We start from the raw sequence: 24,102 nt of genomic DNA, 5'->3' as shown, positions 1-24,102 counted from the left end.
GTTTTTTTTACTGATATAATCTATACTTAGAAGTATATTTTTTAATTTTGTACGATTAATAAGGTACAGATGATACTCAAAAAGCTTTCTATTCTCAATTATAAAAATATTCTTCAGGCGGAAGTCGCTTTCTCTCCGAAAATGAATTGTTTCTTTGGAAATAATGGGATGGGGAAGACGAACCTGCTGGATGTGATCCACTATCTTTCGTTTTGCAAGAGTCATATCAATACTCCTGATAGTCAGATTATAAATAATGATCAGGATATGTGCGTTATCCAGGGTGAATATGATTACGAGGGGAGAAACGAGGATATATTCTGTGCTATCCGCCGTCGCCAGCGGAAACAGTTCAAACGGAATAAAAAGGAATATGATAAGTTGTCCGAACACATCGGACTCCTGCCTTTGGTTATGGTGTCGCCGGCGGATTCAGATCTGATCCGGGGGGGGAGTGACGAACGCCGCCGCTTTCTGGATCTGATCATTTCGCAACAGGACAAACAATATCTGCATGCCTTGATACAATATAACAAGGCTTTGCTCCAGCGGAATATTCTTTTGAAGAATCAAAATACAGATACATCTCTGTATGAAGTGCTGGAAATGCAATTGGATATGTATGGGCGGATGGTGTTCGAGAAGCGCCAGCTGCTGGTGGAAAGTTTTATTCCTATTTTTAACGAATACTATCAAACTATCTGCCGTTCTACCGAACAGGTCGGATTGGGGTATATATCCCAACTGGCAGACCGGAATCTGGCTGAGTCGCTGGCTGCCAACAGGGAGCGTGACCGTATTCTGGGATATACTTCCAACGGTGTTCATAAAGATGAACTGGAAATGACATTGAATGAACAATTAATCCGCAGGGCCGGTTCGCAAGGACAAAATAAAACTTATCTGATAGCACTGAAGTTGGCTCAGTTTGCTTTTCTGACCCGGAAAGGACAGACAACTCCTATTTTGCTTTTGGATGATATATTTGATAAACTGGATGCGGCACGAGTGGCTGAGATCATCAAGCTGGTCAGTGGAGATAGTTTCGGGCAGATATTTATTACCGATACCAACCGGAAATACCTGGATGAAATCCTGCAGGCAATGAATCATGATTATGCTTTGTTCAGAGTAGAACAGGGTGAAGTTCAACCGATGGAGGATCAGCCATGAAGCGAAAGAATACACAAGCGATCGGTGAAGTCCTGAGAGATTTCTTTGAAGATAATACGGAACTTTATGAAAAGATTTTGGAAATTCGTGTGGAACGTGCCTGGAAAGAAGTGCTCGGACCGATGGTTATGCAATATACCCGTAATATATATGTACGCGATCATATATTATATGTATCGTTGACTTCTGCTGTCTTGAGAAGTGAGCTGACTTTATGCCGTGAACGGTTGGTGAAGAGTCTGAATGAATATGCCGGGGCAACCGTTATACACGATATTATTATCCGTTGACAATCTCTTTTTCCGTAATGATCATATCCATTTTCTTATCGAAAGATTCGGTAGGGACTGTGTCTTGTAGCTGAAAATCGAAACATATACCGATTTTGGGTGCTTGCAATGTGGATAACAGTCTGTCGTAATATCCTTTACCGCGTCCCATGCGGTTCAGTTGCCGGTCGAAAGCTACACCCGGAACAATGATCAGGTCTATTTCCGATTCATCGACAGTTGTTTTCTGTTCGATAGGTTCCATAATGCCGAAGATGCCCGGTTTAAGGCTGTCAGTACCGTTATAGGGTAACAGGCGGAGATCATCTCCTACAATCAACGGTAGGAGAAGTTGTTTTTTTTCAAACCATTTTTCAAGGAAACCGGCCGTTTGGACTTCGCCGGGTATCGCGTTGTATAAAGCGATACAGGAAGCCTGCCGGAAGAGTTCAGTCTCTTCCAGCCGCTTCATTATTTCTTCGGAAAGATCAAGCAATGTAGTCTTCTTGTACGATTTCTTTAGCGAGGCTATGTATTTTCGGAGTTGTTGCTTGGATTCCTGCAATTCCTTTGTCTGCATCTTTTTTCTCTAATGTAGGAACGGATTTACCTTCGTTTATGATCTGGATAGCACGTAATAACGTAGGATCGTCTTTCAGGAAGATCGGATAGAATCCGGCTTCGTCGAAAAAGTTACGTACGATATATGCCTGCAACTGGCTTTCGATCAGCTTTCCTGATATATTGATCAGGTTCGGGCGTTTCTTGATCCCTTTGGTTGCGGCAAAGTTCGTGAAGTCATATAGCAATGGCTGCGATTGCAGATACTTGTACAGATCCTGATAAGTCGTGAACGAAGATAATTTTTCACGATTCTGGTCTGAATATTCAAGTGCATACAGATAAAGCGTGCCACTGTTGACGATACTTGTGAAATACGTTGTAATTCCGCTTGTATCGCGTGGAATAAATATATCCGGCATGATACCGCCACCACCATAGACCGTACGTCCCATCATGGTGTTATATTTTTCCGTATGCGTATTCTTGATACTGTCGGCTGAATCGAATTCACCATGGATGAATCGGTTGTATATATCCTGATCATAATCGGTGGAATTACCCATTTCATAATCTTTTTGGATACTTCTTCCGGAAGGAGTATAATAACGGGCGATTGTCAGGCGGATTTCAGAACCGTCGCTCAGTTTGATCGGTGACTGAACCAATCCTTTTCCATACGTACGGCGTCCGATGATCAATCCACGGTCGTTATCCTGGATCGCTCCGGAGAAAATCTCGCTGGCAGAAGCCGAGAATTCATCTGTCAGGACAACGATCGGAGCCTCTTTGCAAGTGCCGGTTCCGTTTGTATAGACATCGTTACGGGGGAAGGCCTTACCTTCCGTGTAAACGATCAGTCTTCCTTCCGGCATAAATTCGTTGACCATATTGATGGCGGCATCCATATAACCTCCTGTATTTCCACGCAGGTCGATAACGAAAGAACTACATCCTGCTTCTTTCAATTTGGCGATAGCTGTAATGAACTCGTTATAAGTTGTCCGGCCGAACTTGCTGACTTTGATATAACCAATGCCTTTACTAACCTCGTAGGAAACATCTACTGAGTTGACCGGAACATCACCGCGTGTAACATCGAAATAAAGCAGTTCCGGTTCACCTCCGCGTTTTACTCCCAGTTTAACCGTACTGTTCTTTGCTCCGCGCAGCGTACGCATAATTTTTGCCTGGCTGGTGTTATTTCCTGAATAGATCGAGTCGTTGATTGTAATGATACGGTCGAATGGCAATAAACCGGCTTTTTCAGCCGGACCTCCGGAGATAACACTGATTACCAGGATCGTGTCTGTCTGCATATTGAATGATACACCGATACCGCTGAACGACCCTTCGAGGTCTTCATTCACTATTGTCGCGTCTTCGGCAGAAATGTAAACGGAGTGCGGATCCAGTTCACTGAATATTTTAGGTATGGTGCCTTCCACCAGCTTTGCCATATTAACGGTATCGACATATTGTTCGTCGATAATATCGAGTATGGCATTTATTTTATTCCCGCTGGAGAACATACGGCGCTTGCCATGTTGTGTAAGAGAAAGATAATTGTTCCCGATAAAAATTCCGAGAGCAATACTTGCTGCGATGATAACAGGTAACCAGATGGTCAACCTTCTGTTTTTGTCCATAAAAACGTATATTTATTCGTTTATATCAATATAATCTATACTAATACCGGCGCGTTGCAATAAATTGCATCCGTCTTCCATCCGGTACTTTTCTGAATATACAACACGCTTAATGCCCGATTGGATGATCAGCTTGGCACATTCGATGCAAGGGGCCGAAGTCACATAGATCGTCGCTCCTTTGCTGCTGTTTGAAGATGCCGCCACTTTTGTTATTGCATTCGCTTCGGCATGTAACACATAGGGCTTGGTCACATTGTTTTCATCTTCACAGACATTCTCAAAACCGGCAGGTGTCCCGTTGTATCCATCGGAAATGATCATCTGGTCCTTAACTATCAGTGCACCGACCTGACGTCGTTTGCAATATGAATTTTCAGCCCAAACGGCAGCCATCCGCAGATAACGTTTATCTAATTCATATTGTTTCTCTGTTTTTTCGCACATTGTTTACCTGATTTTGTACTTATTACTTTAGCTGGCAAAGGTAAATATAATTGATTTAACTATTGTATGTTTAGCTATTTTTTATATCAATTGCTATTTGCTTTCGGTTCAGCCTGTTTGATACCGTTTCTTATGAGCAGGGCGTCAATGGTCGGCTCCTGTCCGCGGAAGCGTTTATACAGGATTGCCGGGTCTTCGGTTCCTCCTTTTGAAAGGACATTTTCACGGAACGAGCTAGCTGTTTCCCTGTTGAATATGCCTGTAGCTTTGAAGACAGAAAATGCATCAGCATCCAATACTTCCGCCCATTTGTATCCGTAATATCCGGCGGCATAGCCTCCGGAAAAGATATGTCCGAAGCTACTGCTCATGAATGTGCCCGCAACTTCCGGTACGATAACGGTCCGTGCCCAGGCCTGTTTTTCAAAGGCGATGACATCTCCCTCAAACGGTTCGGTCTGTGTATGCCATGCCATATCGAGCATGCCGAAACTTAACTGGCGGCAGCAGAAATAGCCGGTGTTAAAGTTGGATGCATCGACTAGCTTCCGGATCAGTTCCTGCGGGATTTTTTCGCCTGTTTCATAATGTACGGCGATCTGGTCGAGAAATTCCTTTTCCGTCAGCCAGTTTTCCATGAGTTGTGAAGGCAGTTCGACAAAGTCGCGATACACATTTGTACCGGACAGGCTGGCGTACTTTCCTTCGGCAAACATTCCGTGCAAGGCATGTCCGAATTCATGCAGAAGCGTATTTACTTCGTCAAAAGTCAGTAAAGACGGTTTAGTCTCCGTTGGACGTGTGAAATTCATAACGATGATAATCTGCGGGCGACTGTCGCTTCCGTCGGCTTCGTGATACTGCTCTTTGATACTGTTCATCCAGGCTCCCGATTGTTTTCCGTCGCGCGGATGAAAATCAGTGTACAGGATGGAGAGGAATTTGCCATCGGCGTCGTATACTTCATAAGCGTCTACTTCCGGATGATAAACCGGTATTTCCTTGTTCTCTTTGAATGTGATGCCGTATAGCTGTGTGGCAAGTCCGAACACACCGTTTTTGACATTGTTCAGTTCAAAGTAGGGACGTGTCATTTCATCGTTTACATTAAAACGAATATCTTTCAGTTTTTCTGAATAATAACTCCAGTCCCAGGGCATGACGGTGATATTTTCTTTTTCCATCCCCATGGCAAACCCTTGTACTGCATTATATTCGTTGATGGCGACCGGTTTATAGGCATCGAGCAATTGATTCAGCAGGTTATAAACAGTAGCCGGATTTTTAGCCATCGTATGCTTAAGCGAATATTCTGCATAGGTGTTGTAACCCATCAACCGGGCTATCTCCAGGCGAATATTGATGATCTGGCGGATGATCTCTTTATTGTCATATTCGTCTCCCTTGTTCCCTACGCTCATGTATTCCCGGTACATTGTTTCACGCAATTTGCGTGAATCGGCATATCGCATGAATGGGATATAACTCGGTGCAGTCAGGTTAAATAACCAACCCTTTTTCCCTTTTTCTTTGGCACGGAGAGCTGCGGCTTCACAAATACTTTCGGGAAGGCCCGACAAATCTTTCTCATCGGTAAGAAGCAGTTCGTACCTGTTTTTGTCCTTCAATGCATTCTGGTCGAATCTCAGAGATAGTACGCTCAGGTCTGTGCTTAATTTGCGGTATTTCTCTTTGTCTTCCGGATTCAGGTTGACACCACGAACGGAGAACGATTCAAATGTTTCTTCCAGCAGCTTGGTATCTTCTGTAGAAAGGTTGAGCCTGTCTTTTTGTTCATATACGTTCTTGACACGTGCAAATAGCTTTTCATTCAGAAAGATATTATTAGAGCTTTCCGACAACTTGGGGGAGATTCTTTGTGAGATCTCCATCATTTCGTCGTCGGCTTCCGCATTCAATATATTGAAGAAGGCTGAACTGACTTTGTTCAGCAGTTTACCGCTACGTTCCAGAGCGATGATTGTATTTTCGAAGGTTGCCGGCTGTGTATCGTTGGCAATGGCCTGCACTTCACTATCGAGTCGCTTTATTCCCTCATCGAAAGCCGGTTCGAAATGTTCGTTTTTTATCTCGTTGAAAGGAGGGGTTTCGAAAGGGGTGTTATAACTAAAGAAAAACGGATTATGAGTTGTTTGTGTCATATCTCTTATACATTATATATTATTATAGTCCATATATTGCCGGAAACAGCCTGTTTATTTCCGGCACAAAGATGGAAAAAATAGCTGTGCTACAGAATAAATTCCCTCTATATTTCTTAATTGTGTTGCCGATCCAATTGTTTGCCGATAGTTATAAGCATAATAGCCGATAATTATCGACAATTATACCGACAGATGTAAGCAAGCTTACCGATAGCTATCAACAAACAGTTGGATCGGCAACAAATCCTTATTGCATCGGCAATAAAGTCTGTCTGTATCGGTATTTGCCAGCAATTGGTATACTATTGTTTCCCGCTTGTGTTTTTATAACTTTCTGCAGAGGTTTTTTGTTTTCTTCTTACTGTGTGTATTTTTTTCAAAAAGTATGCAGATCTGTTTTTGGGGGGTAGTCTAAGATATTCATAAAGTAGCTTGTTTTGAGTTTTTAACAACTGTTCATGTGTTTGACAACACATGAACGGAAGCTTCTAATTTTCTAAGGAGTTATTTATCAAACGTTTTGGCGTTGTAAAAAAAGTTAGTTTCTAAATAAATATGAAAGCTGATTTGTTTTTTTTGTTTTTAAGTGATACATTTGGTCTGTATATCATATCATTTTCATTATATAAGCATAAACTTAAAACCAAATATAAAATTATGAGTTATCTTAAATTTGACAAGACTCTTATGACAAACCTGGAGGAGTCTCTACCAAGGGAGATTCTTCGTACGAATCGTTCGGGAGCCTATCACTGTACAACTATCGCGGATTGTAATACGCGAAAGTATCATGGATTACTTGTCATTCCGGTGCCAGAACTAGATGATGAAAACCATGTGTTGCTATCATCGTTGGATGAAACGGTTATACAGCATGGGGCTGAATTTAATTTAGGTCTCCATAAGTATCAGGGTGATAACTATAGTCCGAACGGGCATAAATACATCCGTGAATTTGAATGTGAGAAAGTACCGACAACAATCTACAGAGTAGGTGGAGTTGTTTTGAAAAAAGAAAAGCTTTTTGTTCATCATGAAAACCGGATTTTGATTCGGTATACATTGTTGGATGCGCATTCTGCTACAACCTTGCGTTTGCGTCCGTTTTTAGCTTTTCGTAGTGTACGTGAATATACCCATGAGAATTCACAGGCTAGTCGTGAGTATCAGGTTGTCACAAACGGTATTAAGACATGTATGTATCCGGGATATCCCGAATTGTACATGCAGTTAAATAAAAAGAATGAGTTCCATTTTCAACCGGACTGGTATCGTGGTATCGAATATCCGAAAGAACAGGAGAGAGGGTATGATTTCAATGAAGACCTTTATGTTCCCGGGTATTTTGAAGTAGATATCAAAAAAGGTGAAAGCATTGTTTTCTCCGGAGGTGTTTCCGAGACGGGTACACGTGCGTTGAAAAAGACGTTTGAAGAAGAAATGGAAGAGCGTACTCCGCGTGATACATTTAAACATTGTCTGATCAATGCTGCTCATCAATTTTTGAATAAGCAGGGCGACGAGTTTTATATTCTGGCCGGTTATCCCTGGTTTAAGTGCCGTGCCCGCGACATGTTTATATCCTTGCCGGGACTGACGCTGGCTATCAACGAAAAGTCCAAATTTGAGCTTGTGATGGAAACAGCCCGTAAAGCTTTGTATGCTTTCATGAATAATGAACCGAGCCACCTACGGGTTTATGAAATGGATCATCCCGATATTTTACTTTGGGCTGTGTGGTGTATCCAGCAGTATGCTAAGATGGTGTCACGCGATGCATGTCGTGAGAAATATGGTGTATTGTTGGAGGATATCATGGCATTTATTTGCAGTAATAAACATCCTAATCTGTCTTTACTTGACAACGGTTTGTTGTATACTCGCGGAACAGAGAAGGCTGTTACATGGATGAACTCTACAGCTAATGGGCGACCGGTAATACCTCGGACTGGTTTTGTTGTAGAAATTAATACTTTGTGGTATAATGCCCTATGTTTTGTAGGCGAATTGCTGGGTGAGGCAGGAAATGAACAATTAAGTACTGAATTATCTGTTTTGGCTGAAAGAAGCGGTAAGTCGTTTCTCGAAACATTTTTGAACGAGTACGGTTATTTGTTAGATTATGTAGATGGAAATATGATGGACTGGAGTGTCCGTCCTAATATGATATTTGCCGTAGCTTTGGATTATTCTCCTTTGAATGCCAGCCAGAAAAAAGGAGTACTTGATATTGTAACGAAAGAATTACTTACGCCAAAAGGTCTTCGTTCGTTGAGCCCGAAGAGCGGAGGTTATAATCCGAATTATGTAGGGCCTCAGATTCAGCGCGATTATGCCTATCATCAAGGTACTGCATGGCCATGGTTGGCAGGTTTTTATTTCGAAGCTTATCTTCGTATTTATAAAATGAGTGCCTTGGGTTTTATTGAACGCTATTTGATCGGTTATGAAGATGAGATGTCTTCTCACTGTATCGGATCTATTTCTGAACTGTTTGATGGAAATCCTCCTTTCAAAGGACGCGGTGCTGTTTCTTTTGCTATGAATGTGGCAGAAATATTGCGAGTGTTATATTTATTGAGTAAATACAATTATTAATAGGAGGAGCCAATATGAAAGTATTAATGTTTGGATGGGAATTTCCTCCCAAAATATATGGTGGTCTTGCTGTAGCATCCTATGGGATTACAAAAGGATTGAGTTTGCAGGGAGATGTAGAAACGACTTTCTGTCTTCCGAAGCCGACCGGGGAAGAAGAAGGTTTTTTGAATATCATCGGTATGAACCAGGTGCCGATTGTGTGGCGTGATGTCGATTATAACTATGTCAAGTCGCGGTTGCCTCATTATATGACGCCGGAGCAGTATTATGCTTTTCGCGATCATATTTATGCCGACTTTTCTCATATGCATGTCAATGATTTGGGATGTATGGAATTTGCCGGGGGATATCCGGGGAATCTTCATGATGAGATCAATAATTTTTCTATTATAGCCGGAGTTATAGCTCGGCAACAGCAGTTCGATATCATTCATGCGCACGACTGGCTGACTTATCCGGCAGGTGTGCATGCGAAGCTGGTAAGTGGAAAACCATTATGTATCCATGTTCATGCGACTGATTTTGACCGTTCACGTGGAAAGGTGAATCCAACCGTGTATGCGATGGAGAAGAACGGTATGGATCATGCTGATTGTATCATGTGTGTATCGGAACTGACTCGTCAGACGGTTATCCGCGAATATCATCAGGATCCCCGTAAATGTTTTGCTATGCACAATGCCGTTTATCCGCTTTCGCAGGAGTTGCTGGATATACCTCGTCCGGAGCATCCGAAAGAAAAAGTGGTTACGTTCCTTGGACGTATCACGATGCAGAAAGGACCGGAATATTTTGTAGAAGCGGCAGCTTTGGTATTGAAACGCTCACGCAATATCCGTTTCGTAATGGCGGGTTCGGGTGATATGTTGAATGCCATGATCAATTTGGCCGCTGAGCGCGGTATTGCCGATCGTTTCCATTTTCCGGGTTTTCAACGTGGCCGCCAGGTGTATGAAGCATATAAAAACAGTGATGTGTTCGTGATGCCTTCCGTTTCCGAGCCATTCGGTATTGCTCCGTTGGAAGCGATGCAGTGCGGAACACCTTCTATTATCTCAAAGCAGTCCGGATGCGGTGAAATTCTTGATAAAGTGATTAAAACAGATTATTGGGATATCAATGCAATGGCCGATGCTATTTATTCTCTTTGTACGAATGAATCTCTTTTCAAATACCTTCAGGAAGAAGGAAAGAAGGAGGTTGACGGTATTACGTGGGAAAAAGTCGGTTTGCGAATCCGAGCACTTTATGAGGAAGTTTTAAAGAATTACGGTAAATAATAAAACAATAACTAGATATGAAAACAATCTGTCTTTATTTTGAAATACATCAAATCATTCATCTGAAACGTTATCGCTGCTTTGATATAGGTACCGATCATTACTACTATGATGATTATGAAAATGAACGCAGTATCAGTGATATTGCAGCACGTTCGTATATTCCTGCTCTGACAACATTGCTTGAAATGGCAAAAGAGAATGGTGGGGCATTTAAAGTTGCATTTTCAATCTCTGGTGTGGCCATGGAGCAATTGGAGGTATATGCCCCCAGAGTGATCGAACTGTTGCATCAGTTGAATGATACCGGTTGCTGTGAGTTCTTGTGTGAACCTTATTCGCACGGTTTGTCTTCATTGGCTAATGAAGAGTGTTTCCGGGAAGAGGTAGACCGTATGAAGAAAAAGATCAAACAGGTATTCGGACAAACTCCGAAAGTGTTCCGTAATTCAAGCTTGATCTATTCGAATGAAATCGGTGCTTTGGTTGCCAGCATGGGATTTAAAGGTATGTTGACGGAAGGTGCTAAGCATGTTTTAGGTTGGAAGAGCGCTCATTATTTATATCATTGTGCATATAACCCGAATCTGAAGTTGTTGCTTCGTGATTTCAAATTGTCGGATGATATTAGTTTGCGTTTTTCTAATTCAAGTTGGAGTGAGTATCCATTGTTTGCTGATAAGTATATGGATTGGATTGCTGCATTTCCTGAAGAAGAGCAGGTTATCAATATATTTATGGAACTTGGGGCTTTGGGAATTGCCCAACCGTTATCTTCTAATATCTTGAGTTTTATCAAAGCATTGCCTGCTTGTGCAAAAGAAAGAGGTATTACGTTCTCTACACCGACAGATATTGTGACTAAATTGAAATCAGTGGATCAGGTTGATGTCCCTTATCCGATGTCGTGGATAGATGAAGAAAGAGATATCAGTTGTTGGTTGGGTAATGTGATGCAGCGTGAAGCATTCAATAAGCTTTATAGTGTGGCAGAACGTGTTCATTTGTGTGATGACCGTCGTATCAAGCAAGACTGGGATTATTTGCAGGCAAGTAATAATTTCCGTTTCATGACTACAAAGAATACGGGGATTTGGTTGAATCGTGGTATCTATGATTCTCCTTATGATGCATTTACAAACTATATGAATATCCTGGGAGATTTTATTAGTCGTGTGAATGCTTTGTACCCAATTGATGTGGATAATGAAGAATTAAATTCATTATTGACTACAATTAAGAATCAGGGTATTGAGATTGAGACACTTCAGAAAGAAGTCGATAAGTTGAAAAAGAAGGCTGCAAAGAAGAAATAATATAATAGCCTTTCATAAAAAAAAGCGGATAATTTTTTTTGATTATCCGCTTTTTTATGAATTTAAAATTATTACTTATATTCCGTTGTTGTTATGACAATTTTTGTCGCTTCTTTTGTTTTGAGCAACTTGACTCCGGAAGGAAGTAAATAATTATTTATTGCCGTAGTGTATGTTTGGGATTGTCCGTAGTAGCTGTTTGATTGACCTGTAAGACGTTCAACCGGAACCAAAAGCAATACCATATCCTTGTCAGGATTATTCTTTATATGTTCCTGCATCAGATTGGAGATATTATCATACGAATAAGATCGACTACTAGTACTGTAACTAGCAAGGAATGATGTTTTTTTATCTTCTATCTTATTATTCACAAAGAAAGTAGCCAAGGAATCTTTAGGCAGCAACAGTAAATTTGAAGGAGCAGAAAGAGCCCATTGCCAGTTTTCCTGCGGCAGTGCTTTTATTGTCAGAGGTATATTGTTGATAACACGGTCTCCGATTCTTTCAACTATATCCTGGGCAGGAATTGTTAATTGTGTATATACACCTGCCGGTGTTTTCAAATAAGCAATTGAATCATTTTCCTCTAACAACGAAGTCAAATCTGTATTTTTGAAACGGTTCAATTGCAATACTTCTTTGGTTACATTGAACGTTTCATTGGAATATGCGGTGGAATCCTGACCCTGGCTGCCTTTCAAATTGTACTTATAGTAGATCGAGAAAGTTGAATAGGTAATTTGCAGAATATTACCGCTACCATATGTATTTGTTATATACAATCCGGGGAAGAATTTATTAAAGTTCTCCTGGCTGCTGAAAGTACTTGGATTTTTGATTGATTCATCGTAGAACTTCTGACCGAACTCCTTAGGCATCCGGATTGTAACGGTCGGAATATAAGTGCGATCACCATTAGAATCAATGGCATTACGAATGCTGTCAGGCACAGAATTATCATATGCAGTATATGTTTGCATGCCCAATGAATTCTGCATGTCACAATACTCCAACGGATCGAAGTTCGTATAAAAATCTCTTTCCAGTTCTTTGTCTACCAAATATATCTGGGCACGCATAGGTGCTAAAGAATCACCTACCCAGGCACCGTTCTGATACATGATTTTAAAATCGATAGAGTCAATCTGTCCATTAATAGGTTCATGCTTAAACTTGAAGTCATCCGGACAGTAAAACTGGCAGATGTAATCAGATTTCACGTTACCATATAACGGATCATAGAACTCCCCGAGAAGTCCATTAGTAGTTCTTGCATATACCGAATCCATCAGCAAAGTTGTCGCTTGCATCTGGAAAGTATCTACATATACGGGCATTTTGTCTCCGTCAGGCTGAATTGTCGAGCCAACCAGATTCAAATCATCACTACACCCACTCAGGATTGTTACTCCTAAGCCCAGGCCAATTAATAAAGGCTTGATCTTCATCATTTTCTCTCACTTATTTAGAATCTAATACGACATCGTAAAATTCGTTGAATGCATCCATATAAGTTTCCGGCGACTGATAAGGAAGGAACGGAGTATCTTTCTTGGTTGCAATATAGTCCAGTACATCCTGGTTGATCGTTTCACTACCTTGTATCACACCGTCAGCCATATCGATAGCCAGTTTCGTCAAGCCGACAAAGCTGGTATCAGCCTTAATACCTTTCAGGTCGCTGTCTTTGGCTCCGTCTGTTTTCAGCTTCTGAGCCAGTTCTTTTCTTAACGGTGTTTTAAAATCATCATTATAAATAGAATAGACTATTTTTGCATTTTTAAGACATGGATCGTCTGCATACATTCTTTTTATGTATAATGCAGTCAGTGCAGATATCCATCCGTGGCAGTGGATCACATCTGGTATCCAGCGAAGTTTCTTCACTGTTTCCAGTACTCCACGTACATAGAAAATAGAACGGTCGTCGTTATCTTCGTATTCGTTTCCCTCTTCATCGCTGACAGTATGTTTACGCTGGAAGAAGTCTTCATTATCAATGAAGTACACCTGCATGCGTGCGGCCTGAATGGATGCTACCTTAATGATTAGCGGATGATCCGTATCATCAATGATAAGGTTCATACCTGACAGGCGGATCACTTCGTGCAACTGATTGCGTCGCTCGTTGATATTTCCGAATTTAGGCATGAAAGTTCTGATTTCGCGACCACGCTCCTGAATGCCTTGCGGCAGATTCCTGCATATTGTTGCAATCTCAGATTCGGGAAGGTAGGGTGTTATTTCTTGAGCTATAAACAAGATTTTTTTTGCATCCATTCTGTAAACTAGTTTTATAAAGACGGCACAAAGATAATAAATTTCTTTCATTTACCGTAATTATTTATTTGCTTTGCACCGTCAATAAGCATCTAAAAAGATGAAAATAGTAAACAGCATTCAAGAATTGAAGCGTTATCTTGCCGAAGAAAGGCAGCATAACAAGCAAATAGGCTTTGTTCCCACCATGGGAGCATTACACAACGGACACCTGAGCCTGGTTAAGCGTTGCGTGGAAGAAAACGATGTGTGCGTTGTCAGCGTTTTCGTAAATCCGACCCAGTTTAACGACAAAAATGATTTGGCGACTTATCCTCGCACGTTGGATAAGGACTGTGCATTATTGGAACCGGCCGGTTGTGATTATGTTTTTGCTCCGACAGAGGCGGAGATGTATCCTGAACCGGATACCCGCACATTTGATTTCGGAACAGTCTCGGCCGTGATGGAAGGGGCGCGCCGTCCGGGACATTTTAACGGGGTGGCCCAGATTGTCAGCAAGCTGTTTTATGCCGTAGAGCCGGATAATGCCTACTTCGGAGAAAAAGACTTCCAGCAGATCGCTGTCATCCGTGCCATGGTAAAACAGTTGAATATCCCTGTAAAGATTAACGCCTGCCCGATTTTGCGTGAGGACGACGGGTTGGCTTTAAGCAGTCGTAACGTTCGTTTAACACCGGAACAACGTCAAAAAGCACCGTTAATAGCACGTACGTTAAAAGAAAGTACTAACTTTGCAGCCGGAAAAAGCGTACAGGAGGTTATTGATTATGTTGTGAATACGATTAATGCCGACCCTGTTATGCGGGTGGAATATTATGAAATCGTAGACGGAAACACCATGGAGTCGATCAAAAACTGGTCGGATACCGATTATGCAGTCGGCTGTATCACGGTCTATTGCGGTGAAGTTCGCCTGATTGATAATATAAAGTATAAGTAGCTGATAAATAAGGTGATTGCCTTTTCGAAAAAAGTCAGGACTTTTGAGTTTAAAAGTCCCTTATTTTGAAAACAAAAGTCCCTTATTTTAAATGCAAAAGACCCTACTTTCGTTTGAGGGACATTTAATGGTAATCAAATTATACAGAAAACGATGTTTATAGAGGTAGTTAAATCAAAGATTCACCGGGTGACGGTAACGGAAGCTAATCTGAATTATATCGGTAGTATCACTATCGATGAAGATTTGCTGGATGCCGCCAACCTGATTGCCAATGAGAAGGTGGCTATTGTGAACAACAATAACGGTGAACGTTTTGAAACGTATATCATTAAAGGCGAACGCGGTTCAGGCGTGATTTGTCTGAACGGTGCAGCAGCCCGCAAGGCACAGCCTGGCGATATCATCATTATCATGTCGTATGCCATGATGGATTTTGAAGAAGCCAAAACATTTAAACCGGCTGTTGTGTTTCCCGATACAGCAACAAATAGACTGATATAGAGCATCGGTAGCAGCATTTAGAATGTTTTTAAACAACAATAAAGAAGCTCGCCGGTTGCCGGCGGGCTTTTTTTATGGTCTTGTGTTTCCCCATTTAGAAAATAATAAGAGTAGAATATGTATACGAACAAACAAATCTGGAATGTAAGTTATCCTATTTTTCTGAGTTTGTTGGCGCAGAACATTATTAATGTGACCGACACGGCTTTCCTGGGAAGGGTAGGGGAAGTTGAATTGGGAGCCTCCGCGATGGGTGGGCTCTATTATATTTGTGTGTTTACGATTGCTTTCGGATTCAGTACGGGGTCTCAGATTGTGATGGCCCGCAGAAACGGTGAACGGCGGTACAGTGATGTAGGACCGGTCATGATACAGGGAGTGTTTTTTCTGTTGGCACTGGCGGCTGTGATGTTTTCTTTCTCCCGTCTCTTTGCTAAAGATATTATGCGGTTCATGATTTCTTCCGATACGATTTTGGGAGCAACGGAAGAGTTCCTCGACTGGCGTGTGTTCGGATTCTTTTTCTCTTTCGTTAATGTGATGTTCCGGGCGCTGTTTATCGGTATAACCCGGACAAAGGTATTGACCTTGAACGCTGTTGTGATGGCATTGACGAATGTGCTGCTCGACTACCTGTTGATATTCGGGAAAGGTGGTTTTCCTGAAATGGGTATCAAAGGGGCGGCTATCGCTTCGGTGATAGCAGAGGGGGGGTCGATTGTTTTCTTTTTGGTTTATACCCGTCTGACGGTGGATATAAAGAAATATGCATTGAATCAATTCCGGTCGTTCGACATCAGGCTGCTGAAACGGGTGTTAAGTATTTCTATATTTACCATGTTACAGTATTTTATATCGTTGAGCACTTATTTCATGCTTTTTGTAGCCGTGGAGCATCTGGGGCAACGGGAGTTGGCGATTGCCAATATTGTGCGCAGTGTGTATATCGTTCTGTTGATTCCGGTTAATTCTTTATCCACGGCAACCAACTCTTTTGTCAGTAATAGCATTGGTGCGGGGCATACCGACCAGGTTATCCCGATTATCCGGCGGCTTTCTTATATCTCATTGGGTATTGTGGCTGTATGTGTTTTTATCACTTGTATTTTCCCATCGGCTATCTTGTCGGTTTATACGAATGACGCCTCTTTGATACATGCTTCGATACCTTCGCTTTATGTGATTGCCGGAGCCTTGCTGATAGCGGCTGTCGCTAATATCGTATTTAATGGTGTGACAGGTACGGGAAATACCCGTTCTGCCTTTGCGATGGAGTTGGTGACACTTGTCTTTTATACATTGTTTATCTATGTGGCAGGGATGCGTTTACATCTTCCGGTTGCTATTTGTTTTCTGACCGAAGTTGTTTATTACACCGGACTGCTGCTGGCAAGTGTAATTTATTTGAAAAAAGCAGCTTGGCAGAATAAAAAGATTTAGAGGTTTACATCCTTTTTCTTACCTTTGCACCCTATTACGTTAGAAATTAGAAAGAAAAAAATAAATACACATACGAATATGTTTGAAAATTTAAGCGAAAGGTTAGACAGATCGTTTAAACTGCTGAAAGGTGAAGGCAAGATCACCGAGATTAATGTGGCTGAAACACTGAAAGATGTGCGCAAAGCCCTTCTTGATGCCGACGTAAACTATAAAGTAGCCAAGTCATTTACCGATACGGTAAAAGAAAAAGCGTTAGGACAAAATGTACTTACTTCCGTTAAACCCAGCCAGTTGATGGTTAAGATCGTTCACGACGAACTTGCCAGCCTGATGGGAGGAACGGCTATCGATATTAACCTGAGTGGAAATCCGGCTATTATCCTGATGTCGGGTTTACAGGGTTCCGGTAAGACCACTTTCTCCGGAAAGCTGGCCAATATGTTGAAAACCAAAAGAAACAAGAAGCCGTTGCTGGCTGCCTGCGACGTTTACCGTCCGGCGGCTATCGAACAGTTGCGTGTTGTCGGTGAGCAGGTCGGTGTTCCTGTTTATATGGAGCTGGAAAACAAGAATCCGGTAGAGATTGCGATGAACGCTATCCGCGAAGCCCGTGCCAAGGGTAACGATGTAGTGATTGTCGATACGGCGGGTCGTCTTGCGATCGACGAGCAGATGATGAAAGAGATTGCCGCTATCAAAAGTGCTATCCAACCGGACGAAACATTGTTCGTTGTCGACTCTATGACCGGACAGGATGCGGTGAACACAGCCAAAGAATTTAACGAACGTCTTGACTTCGACGGCGTAGTTCTGACTAAGCTGGATGGTGATACCCGTGGTGGTGCCGCCCTTTCTATCCGTACGGTAGTCGATAAACCGATCAAGTTTGTCGGAACCGGTGAGAAGATGGATGCACTGGATACTTTCCACCCGGAACGTATGGCTGACCGTATCCTCGGTATGGGTGATATCGTTTCTTTGGTAGAACGTGCCCAGGAACAATACGATGAAGAAGAAGCAAAACGTTTGCAGAAGAAGATTGCTAAGAACCAGTTCGACTTCAACGACTTCATTTCCCAAATCCAGCAGATCAAGAAGATGGGTAACCTGAAAGAACTTGCTTCTATGATTCCGGGTGTTGGTAAAGCCTTGAAAGATATCGATATCGACGATAATGCCTTCAAGAGCATCGAAGCGATTATCTATTCCATGACGCCGGACGAACGTGTTAATCCGGCTATCCTGAACGGTTCACGCCGTCAGCGTATCGCCAAAGGTAGCGGAACGACTATCCAGGAGGTAAACAAACTAATCAAGCAGTTTGATGAAACCCGTAAGATGATGCGCATGCTTACCGCTGCCAAACCGGGAAGTAAGAAATTCCCATCGTTTAGAAGATAAAAACTAAAGAGATATATTATGGAAGACAATCATTATCAATTACTGGACGGAAAAGCCGTCTCTGCTCAGATGAAGAAAGAGATGGCGGAAGAAGTCGCCCAGATCAAAGCTGCAGGAGGTAAGATTCCCCACTTGGCAGCTATTCTGGTAGGTCATGATGGAGGAAGTGAAACCTACGTGGCCAGTAAAGTAAAAACTTGTGAAGAAATCGGTTTCAAATCGACGCTGATTCGCTATGAGGACGATGTGACCGAAGAAGAGTTGCTTCGCCGGGTAGACGAACTGAACAACGATCCGGATGTAGACGGTTTCATTGTGCAGCTTCCGCTTCCGAAACATATTTCAGAGCAAAAGATTATTGAGGCGATCGATTACCGTAAAGATGTTGACGGATTCCATCCGATCAACGTGGGACGTATGTCGATCGGTCTTCCTTGTTTTGTTTCTGCCACTCCGGCCGGTATTCTGGAATTGCTGAAACGTTATGAAATCGAAACAAGCGGCAAACATTGCGTAGTCCTGGGACGCAGCAATATTGTCGGTAAACCGATGGCAACCCTGATGATGCAGAAAAATTATCCGGGAAACTGCACGGTAACTGTTTGTCACAGCCGTTCAAAGAATCTGAAAGAAATGTGCCTGAACGCTGACATCATCATTGTTGCTTTGGGTGTTCCTGAATTCCTGAAAGCCGATATGGTGAAAGAAGGTGCCGTAATAGTTGACGTTGGCACTACCCGTATGCCGAGTAGTGTAACCAAGAGCGGTTATAAGCTGACCGGTGATGTAAAGTTCGACGAAGTCGCTCCTAAATGTTCTTATATTACACCGGTTCCGGGAGGTGTTGGTCCTATGACAATCATTTCTTTGATGCGTAACACGCTGTTAGCCGGGAAGAAAGCGATTTACAAGTAAAATATTTGTATAATTTTCTTTGAAAACGCTTGCGGAATCAGAAAAAACATCTATCTTTGCACCGTCTTAAAGAGAAATACTCAACGAGACTGAAATGGTGAGCGTAGCTCAGTTGGTTAGAGCATCGGATTGTGGTTCCGAGGGTCGTGGGTTCGAGTCCCATCGTTCACCCCAAGATAGAAAAAATAAGCCATCCTGTTACAGGGTGGCTTTTTTTATGTCCATTTAGTAAAAAACTTACCCAGTATCCTATTATTTCCGGATCATACCGAACTTTTTCCAAAATATGAATAACATTTGTTGTAATATTCATGTGTCAATATTGTAGGCATAAATGTCAGATTTGTGAATTGTTAGCAGTAAAGGAGTCCTATTTTTGTTGTGTAATATTCAAATTAATTAAATTTTTAAATTATGAGAAGCACAATTGTAAAATGGATTTTAAATTTGTTTGTGGGAATTACCTTGATAACCAGTTCTGTTGAGGCACAAACAATTATTCTGACAAGTGATCAACAACTAAACGATTTAACAGATCCTGATAAAAAAATAGATAATTCGTTGGGGTATGATTCTCGTTTGGAAAGTCTTCGTGATGTTTGTAAACGAGGAAAGAGTTATGGATCGAAAGAACTAATTATTGCGTTTGATGAATTTTTCCGTCAATATCGTACAGATAAAAATACGGAACGAAATTTGACTCCTGATATGGATGAATATGTTGATAAAATAAAAGTTGTCAGCGATTTTGTCTCTAAACAGGATATGGGACTTTGTTTGAGCCTGCTTAGTCCGCTTGAATTGGGTTTGGCATATAAAAATCAAACGGGTAACAGCGGTCGTTGGCTTGCTTATAAAGTCGGATTGAGGAATCCCCGTACAGGACAATTCAGCTTGCAGATGTGGCAGCAGTTGTTTTGGACGAATAATAAGGGACAAACTCCGGTAAAACTTAAAGGTGTAAAGGCTTATGCTTTTAAAGAAAAGGTGGTATCTACATCTATGCGATCTGTAAATCCGGATGATATTGTTTTATTGGAAAATGTGAAATATGAGGAGATTGATTCTATCAATGGATCTGATCAGGGAACAATTCCGATGAAGCGCTTACGTATCTATGGTGATGGAATCCAATGTGCAGGTTTTGATCGGGTTATGGTTATGTTAGAATATGAAACTCAGGAAATGGATTACTTTGATCCGGAAGCTCCGGCTTTCTTGAGTAACTTGTTAAAGAAGTACCATGATAAAAAAGTAAATCTGACTTCCCTGTATTCTGATGAAATGCATATTCAACAAGATTGGTTTTATTTTGGACATCACGAAGAAGGTCAGTTTGCAGAACGTTATCTGACTAAAAATATGGCATGTCGCTATGAAGAGAAGTATAACCAGAAATTTGATGATCGCTACATGCTCTATTTTGCGTACGGAGCTCCGATGTTCCGTCCTACAACTGATGCAGTTGTCAATATTCAATATGTTTTGGGAGAAACACCGGATGCAATACATCGTACATTTTTATTACGTGACCGTTATTATCGAATGTTGAATGATGATGTAGTCAACTTATTCAAAAATGCGAAAGATTATGGTGAAAAGCTGTTTGGGCATGAATTGAGTACGTCGGCGCATGCATCATGGGCACAGAGTCCTACGATAGACTATTGGAATTGTGAGAAACTATATGGCAATCGTTATAAATATGAATATACATCCAATTTTATCTGGGGTAATACGGTACATCAGGCGTCTGCTGCTTGTTATGATTATTTTAAATGGAGTGAATATCTGCAACCGACCGGTAATGATTTTGCTGAAGGTGGTTGGAGTGACCGTAATTATTACGGGGCGGCAATGGCTGCATCCATAGGTGTTATCAATAAATATCCGAATGCCTATGCAGCAGCTTGGGGAATGCCGGATAAAGCTCTGAAACGTAAAATGGCTATAAATTATGCGTATGGTGCCAGTCCGAGTGAGCCAATCCGCTTAATGACAGGAAATGTGCACCGCGATACTGAAGTGTTGATTCTTTATCCGATGAATTTGGTTGCTGTGGAACCGCGTTTTGGAAGTTGGATGACGCAATATGGATATGCAAATTATCTGACAACTGATAAATTGCTTGAAATGGGAACTGTACAATCGGACGGACATATCCAGGTCGCAGAAAAAAAGTACGGAACATTGGTTGTTATGTTTGAGCCGTTACCGGAAAAAGGATTACTGGATATGATGGAACGTTTTGTTAAAGCTGGTGGAAAGGTTGTCTGGTTCAGTACTCCGCCTCTGATCGATAAAAGTGGGGAAAATTGTACCAGGCAGTGGCAGAAACTGTTTGGAGCTCAGTATAACCATGATTGTTATATGGGGGAAATTGCATCCGGGAAAATGATTGATTTTTCCGGGAGTTTGTCTGATGTTCCGGATCAGTCAATCCTGACAGATTTTATTGTGGACCGGATTTATCCGGTAACTCCCGTTTCTAATGCGGAGATTATAGCTTATTCAGACAAGAAAGTGGTTGGGACAATGCTTAAATATCCTGATGGAGGAATTGCTTGTTATTGTGGTTTCCGTCCACGTGATGACCAATCGGCAAGCCTGGGGTATGAAACCCGTACTTTGTTTGAAATACTAAATGCTTGTAATGCTTATCCTTCTACCGGAAAGTTTGTGGTAAATGATAATCCGTCGTATCTTTCAAGGACTGGTGAATATTTTGTTTCTTCTTTCCCGAATTCAACAACCATGGTAGTAGCACATTATCGTACACATGCTGAAAGTTGGTTTGGAGGTTTCTCAAGAAATCAGGAAGATGATGAAAAAGTATTGCTTGAAAATCCTCTTCCATCAGATCGGATAGAATTGAAACAGGCAAAAATTAACGGGCATGAGGTATCATATGTAGGACGTTTATCTTTAGGCTTTCGTTTAGACGGTCAACAGCTGATTGCATTTTCAGGACAGCAGTGTAATGAAATTACTCTTGACGGAATTCATTATAAATTTGCAGATACCCCCGTGGATTTAACATTTTCGCCTGTAGATAATGATATGTCCCGCTATCAGATGTATGTTGCCGGTGAGGGTAAAATAAGCATACCTCTTCCTGCACATGTGAAAAAAGCTGAAGTCCGTTTTAATGGTAAAAAAATTAATTGTTCGGTGGCTGACCATCGTCTTACCCTGATGATTTTACCAGTTTATGCAGGAAAAAGGTTGGATCTTAGTTTGAAATGAGAAGGATAATTAGTAAAAAATATTTTATGAAACATTATTTCGTATTGGGAATGATCTTTTTATTGTTACTGTTTACAAGAATAGGACAAGCACAGGAAAGATTGGATTTATCGGCACAGATACCCATAGTAGCCTGGTATGGCATAAGGGCAAATGAAGCGACCGTTGAGCGTTTCAAGGAACTGAAAGAGGCAGGATTTACTATAAACTTTAGTGAGTATTCAAGTTTGGAAGAAGTGGAAAAAGCGCTTGACGCCGCACATAAAGTAGGTGTGCAGCTAATAATAGCTTGTCCTGAGTTACGTAAAGAACCAGAAAAAACTGTTCGGAAATTTATGGAACATCCGGCGGTTGCAGGTTATTTTTTACGGGATGAGCCTGTTGTTGCAGATTTTACAGCGCTAGGTGATTGGGCTAAAAGAATACAAGCTGTAGATAATCGCAAATTTTGCTATCTGAACTTATTTCCGACAGGAGGTGAGGAGCATTTGAGGTTTTTGGGTGTTCAGAATTATCGTGATTATATTACCCGTTTTAATAAAGAGGTTCCTCTACCATTTCTTTCTTTCGACCATTATCCGGTTCTTGGAGATAATGTTTTGAAAGCTGAATGGTATGAAAATCTGGAAGATTTCTCAGGTGAAGCAAGAAAAATCGGTAAGGATTTCTGGGCGTTTGCTCTTGCTACCAAACATGGACCATATCCTGTTCCGACACGCGCTTCTTTACGGTTACAACTATATAGTAATCTGGTTTATGGAGCCCAAGGGTTACAGTATTTTACTTATTGGACACCGGCTGGTGATTCTTTTTATGATTATCAACACGGACCGATTGGTTTGGATGGTAAGCGAACGGAAGTTTATGATTTGGTGAAAGATATGAATGCCGAGATCAGATCAATTGCCGGAATCTTTTTGGGGGCAAAAGTTTTGTCGGTCAGACATACAGGAAGTGTTATACCGAGAGGTACGACACGTTTGACCACTCTTCCTGAAAAGGTGAAGGTTTTGGATACACATGGATATGGAGCCATTATTTCATTGCTGGAAAATGGAGGTAAGAAATATCTTGCTATTGTAAACAGAAGTCTGATGGATACAATGGAGCTTACCTTTTATGCAGATCCCTCCGTGAAACGTGTATTAAAAGACGGAAGTCTTGTTTCTGCTGAATCGTATACAGCTACTTTATTAATCTCTCCCGGAGATATATTGATTTATTTGTTGGAAAAATAGAAATTGGGAATGCATTTGAAATAAGAAATATTTATATCAGATGTATTTGTCAAAAATGAAACTTGAAAAATCATTTTTTTAATATTTAATAAAAAAAGAATTTGTTCCTTTGATATTAGTAAAAATATATACCGTGTAGAACAGATGAAACAGATTAATGAAACCGAAAAAACGCAGGTTATAACCTGTATAATTGACAAATCTTTTTGTCAATTATACAGGTTATAACCTGTATAATTGACAAATCTTTTTGTCAATTATATTATTCTATAATAAAATCTTGTATTTGGTTAGTGCTTTTGAAAAGTGCTATTTTGACTATCCTTTGTAAATCATCCATCCCTATATATAAAGAAACAGGATAAAAATAAGCTTCTTTATCCTGAAAAATCCTATTTGTTTTTTGTTAAATCGTCATTTGAACGGAGTAAAAACATGGTTTTTGCTCCGTAGTGAAATCTTTATGTCTTTGCCGAAGTATTCTTTGGCTAGAATTCGGTTAATTATGATAATAATACAAACTTTTATTGTGATATGTAAACGAAAATTGTTGAATCTTTTACCCTTTCATAAGAATTTTAGGGTAAAAATTGAAGTAAAGATGTTGAACTGTTTCTGAAATGAGTATTCTTGATTTTGTCAAAAATGAGAACTTGTGAATCTCTCAA

18 protein-coding genes and 1 tRNA gene are annotated in these 24,102 nt (G+C 41.1%); 13 read left to right on the top strand and 6 right to left on the bottom strand.

From position 1 onward, the window contains the following. The first annotated feature begins 69 nt into the window (after positions 1-69). Together DWW91_RS22265 and DWW91_RS22260 are read left to right on the top strand one after the other, a co-directional pair. Positions 70-1,173, top strand: coding sequence for a DNA replication/repair protein RecF (locus tag DWW91_RS22265; RefSeq protein ID WP_010800454.1), 1,104 nt, complete (start codon positions 70-72; stop codon positions 1,171-1,173). Beyond that, positions 1,170-1,463, top strand: a complete 294-nt coding sequence (locus DWW91_RS22260; RefSeq protein ID WP_007654102.1) for a DUF721 domain-containing protein — start codon at positions 1,170-1,172, stop codon at positions 1,461-1,463. The genes DWW91_RS22265 and DWW91_RS22260 overlap by 4 nt, the downstream gene beginning before the upstream one ends. Here the strand turns inward: DWW91_RS22260 and DWW91_RS22255 are convergent. The 4 genes from DWW91_RS22255 to DWW91_RS22240 all read right to left on the bottom strand — a co-directional run bounded on the left by DWW91_RS22255 (position 1,453) and on the right by DWW91_RS22240 (position 6,261). Then, a complete protein-coding gene (locus tag DWW91_RS22255) occupies positions 1,453-1,938 on the bottom strand; it encodes a 5-formyltetrahydrofolate cyclo-ligase (protein WP_232434164.1) in 486 nt (161 codons plus the stop codon). The genes DWW91_RS22260 and DWW91_RS22255 overlap by 11 nt on opposite strands. Beyond that, positions 1,931-3,652: a S41 family peptidase gene (locus tag DWW91_RS22250; RefSeq protein ID WP_010800452.1), complete on the bottom strand. Its 1,722-nt coding sequence runs from the start codon at positions 3,650-3,652 to the stop codon at positions 1,931-1,933. The genes DWW91_RS22255 and DWW91_RS22250 overlap by 8 nt, the downstream gene beginning before the upstream one ends. A 12-nt stretch (positions 3,653-3,664) precedes the next feature. Beyond that, positions 3,665-4,099 carry a dCMP deaminase family protein gene (locus DWW91_RS22245; protein ID WP_007654099.1) on the bottom strand — a complete coding sequence of 145 codons (435 nt, stop codon included), beginning with the start codon at positions 4,097-4,099 and terminating at the stop codon, positions 3,665-3,667. 86 nt (positions 4,100-4,185) lie between these two features. Continuing rightward, on the bottom strand, positions 4,186-6,261 hold the full coding sequence (locus DWW91_RS22240; RefSeq protein WP_122328939.1) for a M3 family metallopeptidase: 2,076 nt from the start codon (positions 6,259-6,261) through the stop codon (positions 4,186-4,188). Positions 6,262-6,921: 660 nt separating this feature from the next. Here DWW91_RS22240 and DWW91_RS22235 point away from each other — a divergent pair. From DWW91_RS22235 to DWW91_RS22225, 3 genes are read left to right on the top strand one after another with little or no spacing between them, the layout of a single operon-like run. Then, positions 6,922-8,862, top strand: a complete 1,941-nt coding sequence (locus DWW91_RS22235) for a glycogen debranching enzyme N-terminal domain-containing protein (RefSeq protein WP_044215229.1) — start codon at positions 6,922-6,924, stop codon at positions 8,860-8,862. A gap of 14 nt (positions 8,863-8,876) precedes the next feature. Continuing rightward, positions 8,877-10,145 carry a glycosyltransferase family 4 protein gene (locus DWW91_RS22230; protein ID WP_010800450.1) on the top strand — a complete coding sequence of 423 codons (1,269 nt, stop codon included), beginning with the start codon at positions 8,877-8,879 and terminating at the stop codon, positions 10,143-10,145. Between the two features lie 17 nt (positions 10,146-10,162). Then, a complete protein-coding gene (locus tag DWW91_RS22225) occupies positions 10,163-11,461 on the top strand; it encodes a glycoside hydrolase family 57 protein (RefSeq protein ID WP_046147954.1) in 1,299 nt (432 codons plus the stop codon). 71 nt (positions 11,462-11,532) lie between these two features. Here DWW91_RS22225 and DWW91_RS22220 read toward each other — a convergent pair whose 3' ends face one another. Further along, positions 11,533-12,912, bottom strand: coding sequence for a DUF4270 domain-containing protein (locus tag DWW91_RS22220; protein ID WP_046147976.1), 1,380 nt, complete (start codon positions 12,910-12,912; stop codon positions 11,533-11,535). Between the two features lie 13 nt (positions 12,913-12,925). Next, positions 12,926-13,744, bottom strand: coding sequence for a glycogen/starch synthase (locus DWW91_RS22215; RefSeq protein ID WP_044215231.1), 819 nt, complete (start codon positions 13,742-13,744; stop codon positions 12,926-12,928). 100 nt (positions 13,745-13,844) lie between these two features. Between DWW91_RS22215 and panC the strand changes: the two genes are divergently transcribed. From panC to DWW91_RS22175, 8 genes are all read left to right on the top strand, one after another. Further along, the gene (gene panC, locus DWW91_RS22210) at positions 13,845-14,687 is read left to right on the top strand and encodes a pantoate--beta-alanine ligase (protein ID WP_007654091.1); all 843 of its coding nucleotides are present in this window, start codon (positions 13,845-13,847) and stop codon (positions 14,685-14,687) included. Between the two features lie 153 nt (positions 14,688-14,840). Next, the gene (panD, locus tag DWW91_RS22205) at positions 14,841-15,191 is read left to right on the top strand and encodes an aspartate 1-decarboxylase (protein ID WP_007654090.1); all 351 of its coding nucleotides are present in this window, start codon (positions 14,841-14,843) and stop codon (positions 15,189-15,191) included. A gap of 117 nt (positions 15,192-15,308) precedes the next feature. Then, on the top strand, positions 15,309-16,631 hold the full coding sequence (locus tag DWW91_RS22200; protein WP_122328938.1) for an MATE family efflux transporter: 1,323 nt from the start codon (positions 15,309-15,311) through the stop codon (positions 16,629-16,631). 78 nt (positions 16,632-16,709) lie between these two features. Further along, on the top strand, positions 16,710-18,035 hold the full coding sequence (gene ffh / locus DWW91_RS22195) for a signal recognition particle protein (RefSeq protein ID WP_007654088.1): 1,326 nt from the start codon (positions 16,710-16,712) through the stop codon (positions 18,033-18,035). A gap of 18 nt (positions 18,036-18,053) precedes the next feature. Then, positions 18,054-18,950, top strand: a complete 897-nt coding sequence (gene folD / locus DWW91_RS22190; RefSeq protein ID WP_046147955.1) for a bifunctional methylenetetrahydrofolate dehydrogenase/methenyltetrahydrofolate cyclohydrolase FolD — start codon at positions 18,054-18,056, stop codon at positions 18,948-18,950. A 97-nt stretch (positions 18,951-19,047) separates the two neighbouring features. Further along, positions 19,048-19,124: transfer RNA gene (locus DWW91_RS22185), tRNA-His, on the top strand. Positions 19,125-19,364: 240 nt separating this feature from the next. Further along, positions 19,365-22,196 carry a hypothetical protein gene (locus tag DWW91_RS22180; protein WP_122328937.1) on the top strand — a complete coding sequence of 944 codons (2,832 nt, stop codon included), beginning with the start codon at positions 19,365-19,367 and terminating at the stop codon, positions 22,194-22,196. 26 nt (positions 22,197-22,222) lie between these two features. After that, positions 22,223-23,434: a hypothetical protein gene (locus DWW91_RS22175; protein WP_122328936.1), complete on the top strand. Its 1,212-nt coding sequence runs from the start codon at positions 22,223-22,225 to the stop codon at positions 23,432-23,434. Positions 23,435-24,102 lie beyond the last annotated feature (668 nt).

The organism is Parabacteroides sp. AF17-3 (genome assembly GCF_003635445.1).
Classification (GTDB): Bacteria; Bacteroidota; Bacteroidia; order Bacteroidales; family Tannerellaceae; genus Parabacteroides; species Parabacteroides goldsteinii.
This window is presented reverse-complemented; position numbering and strand designations above follow the sequence as displayed.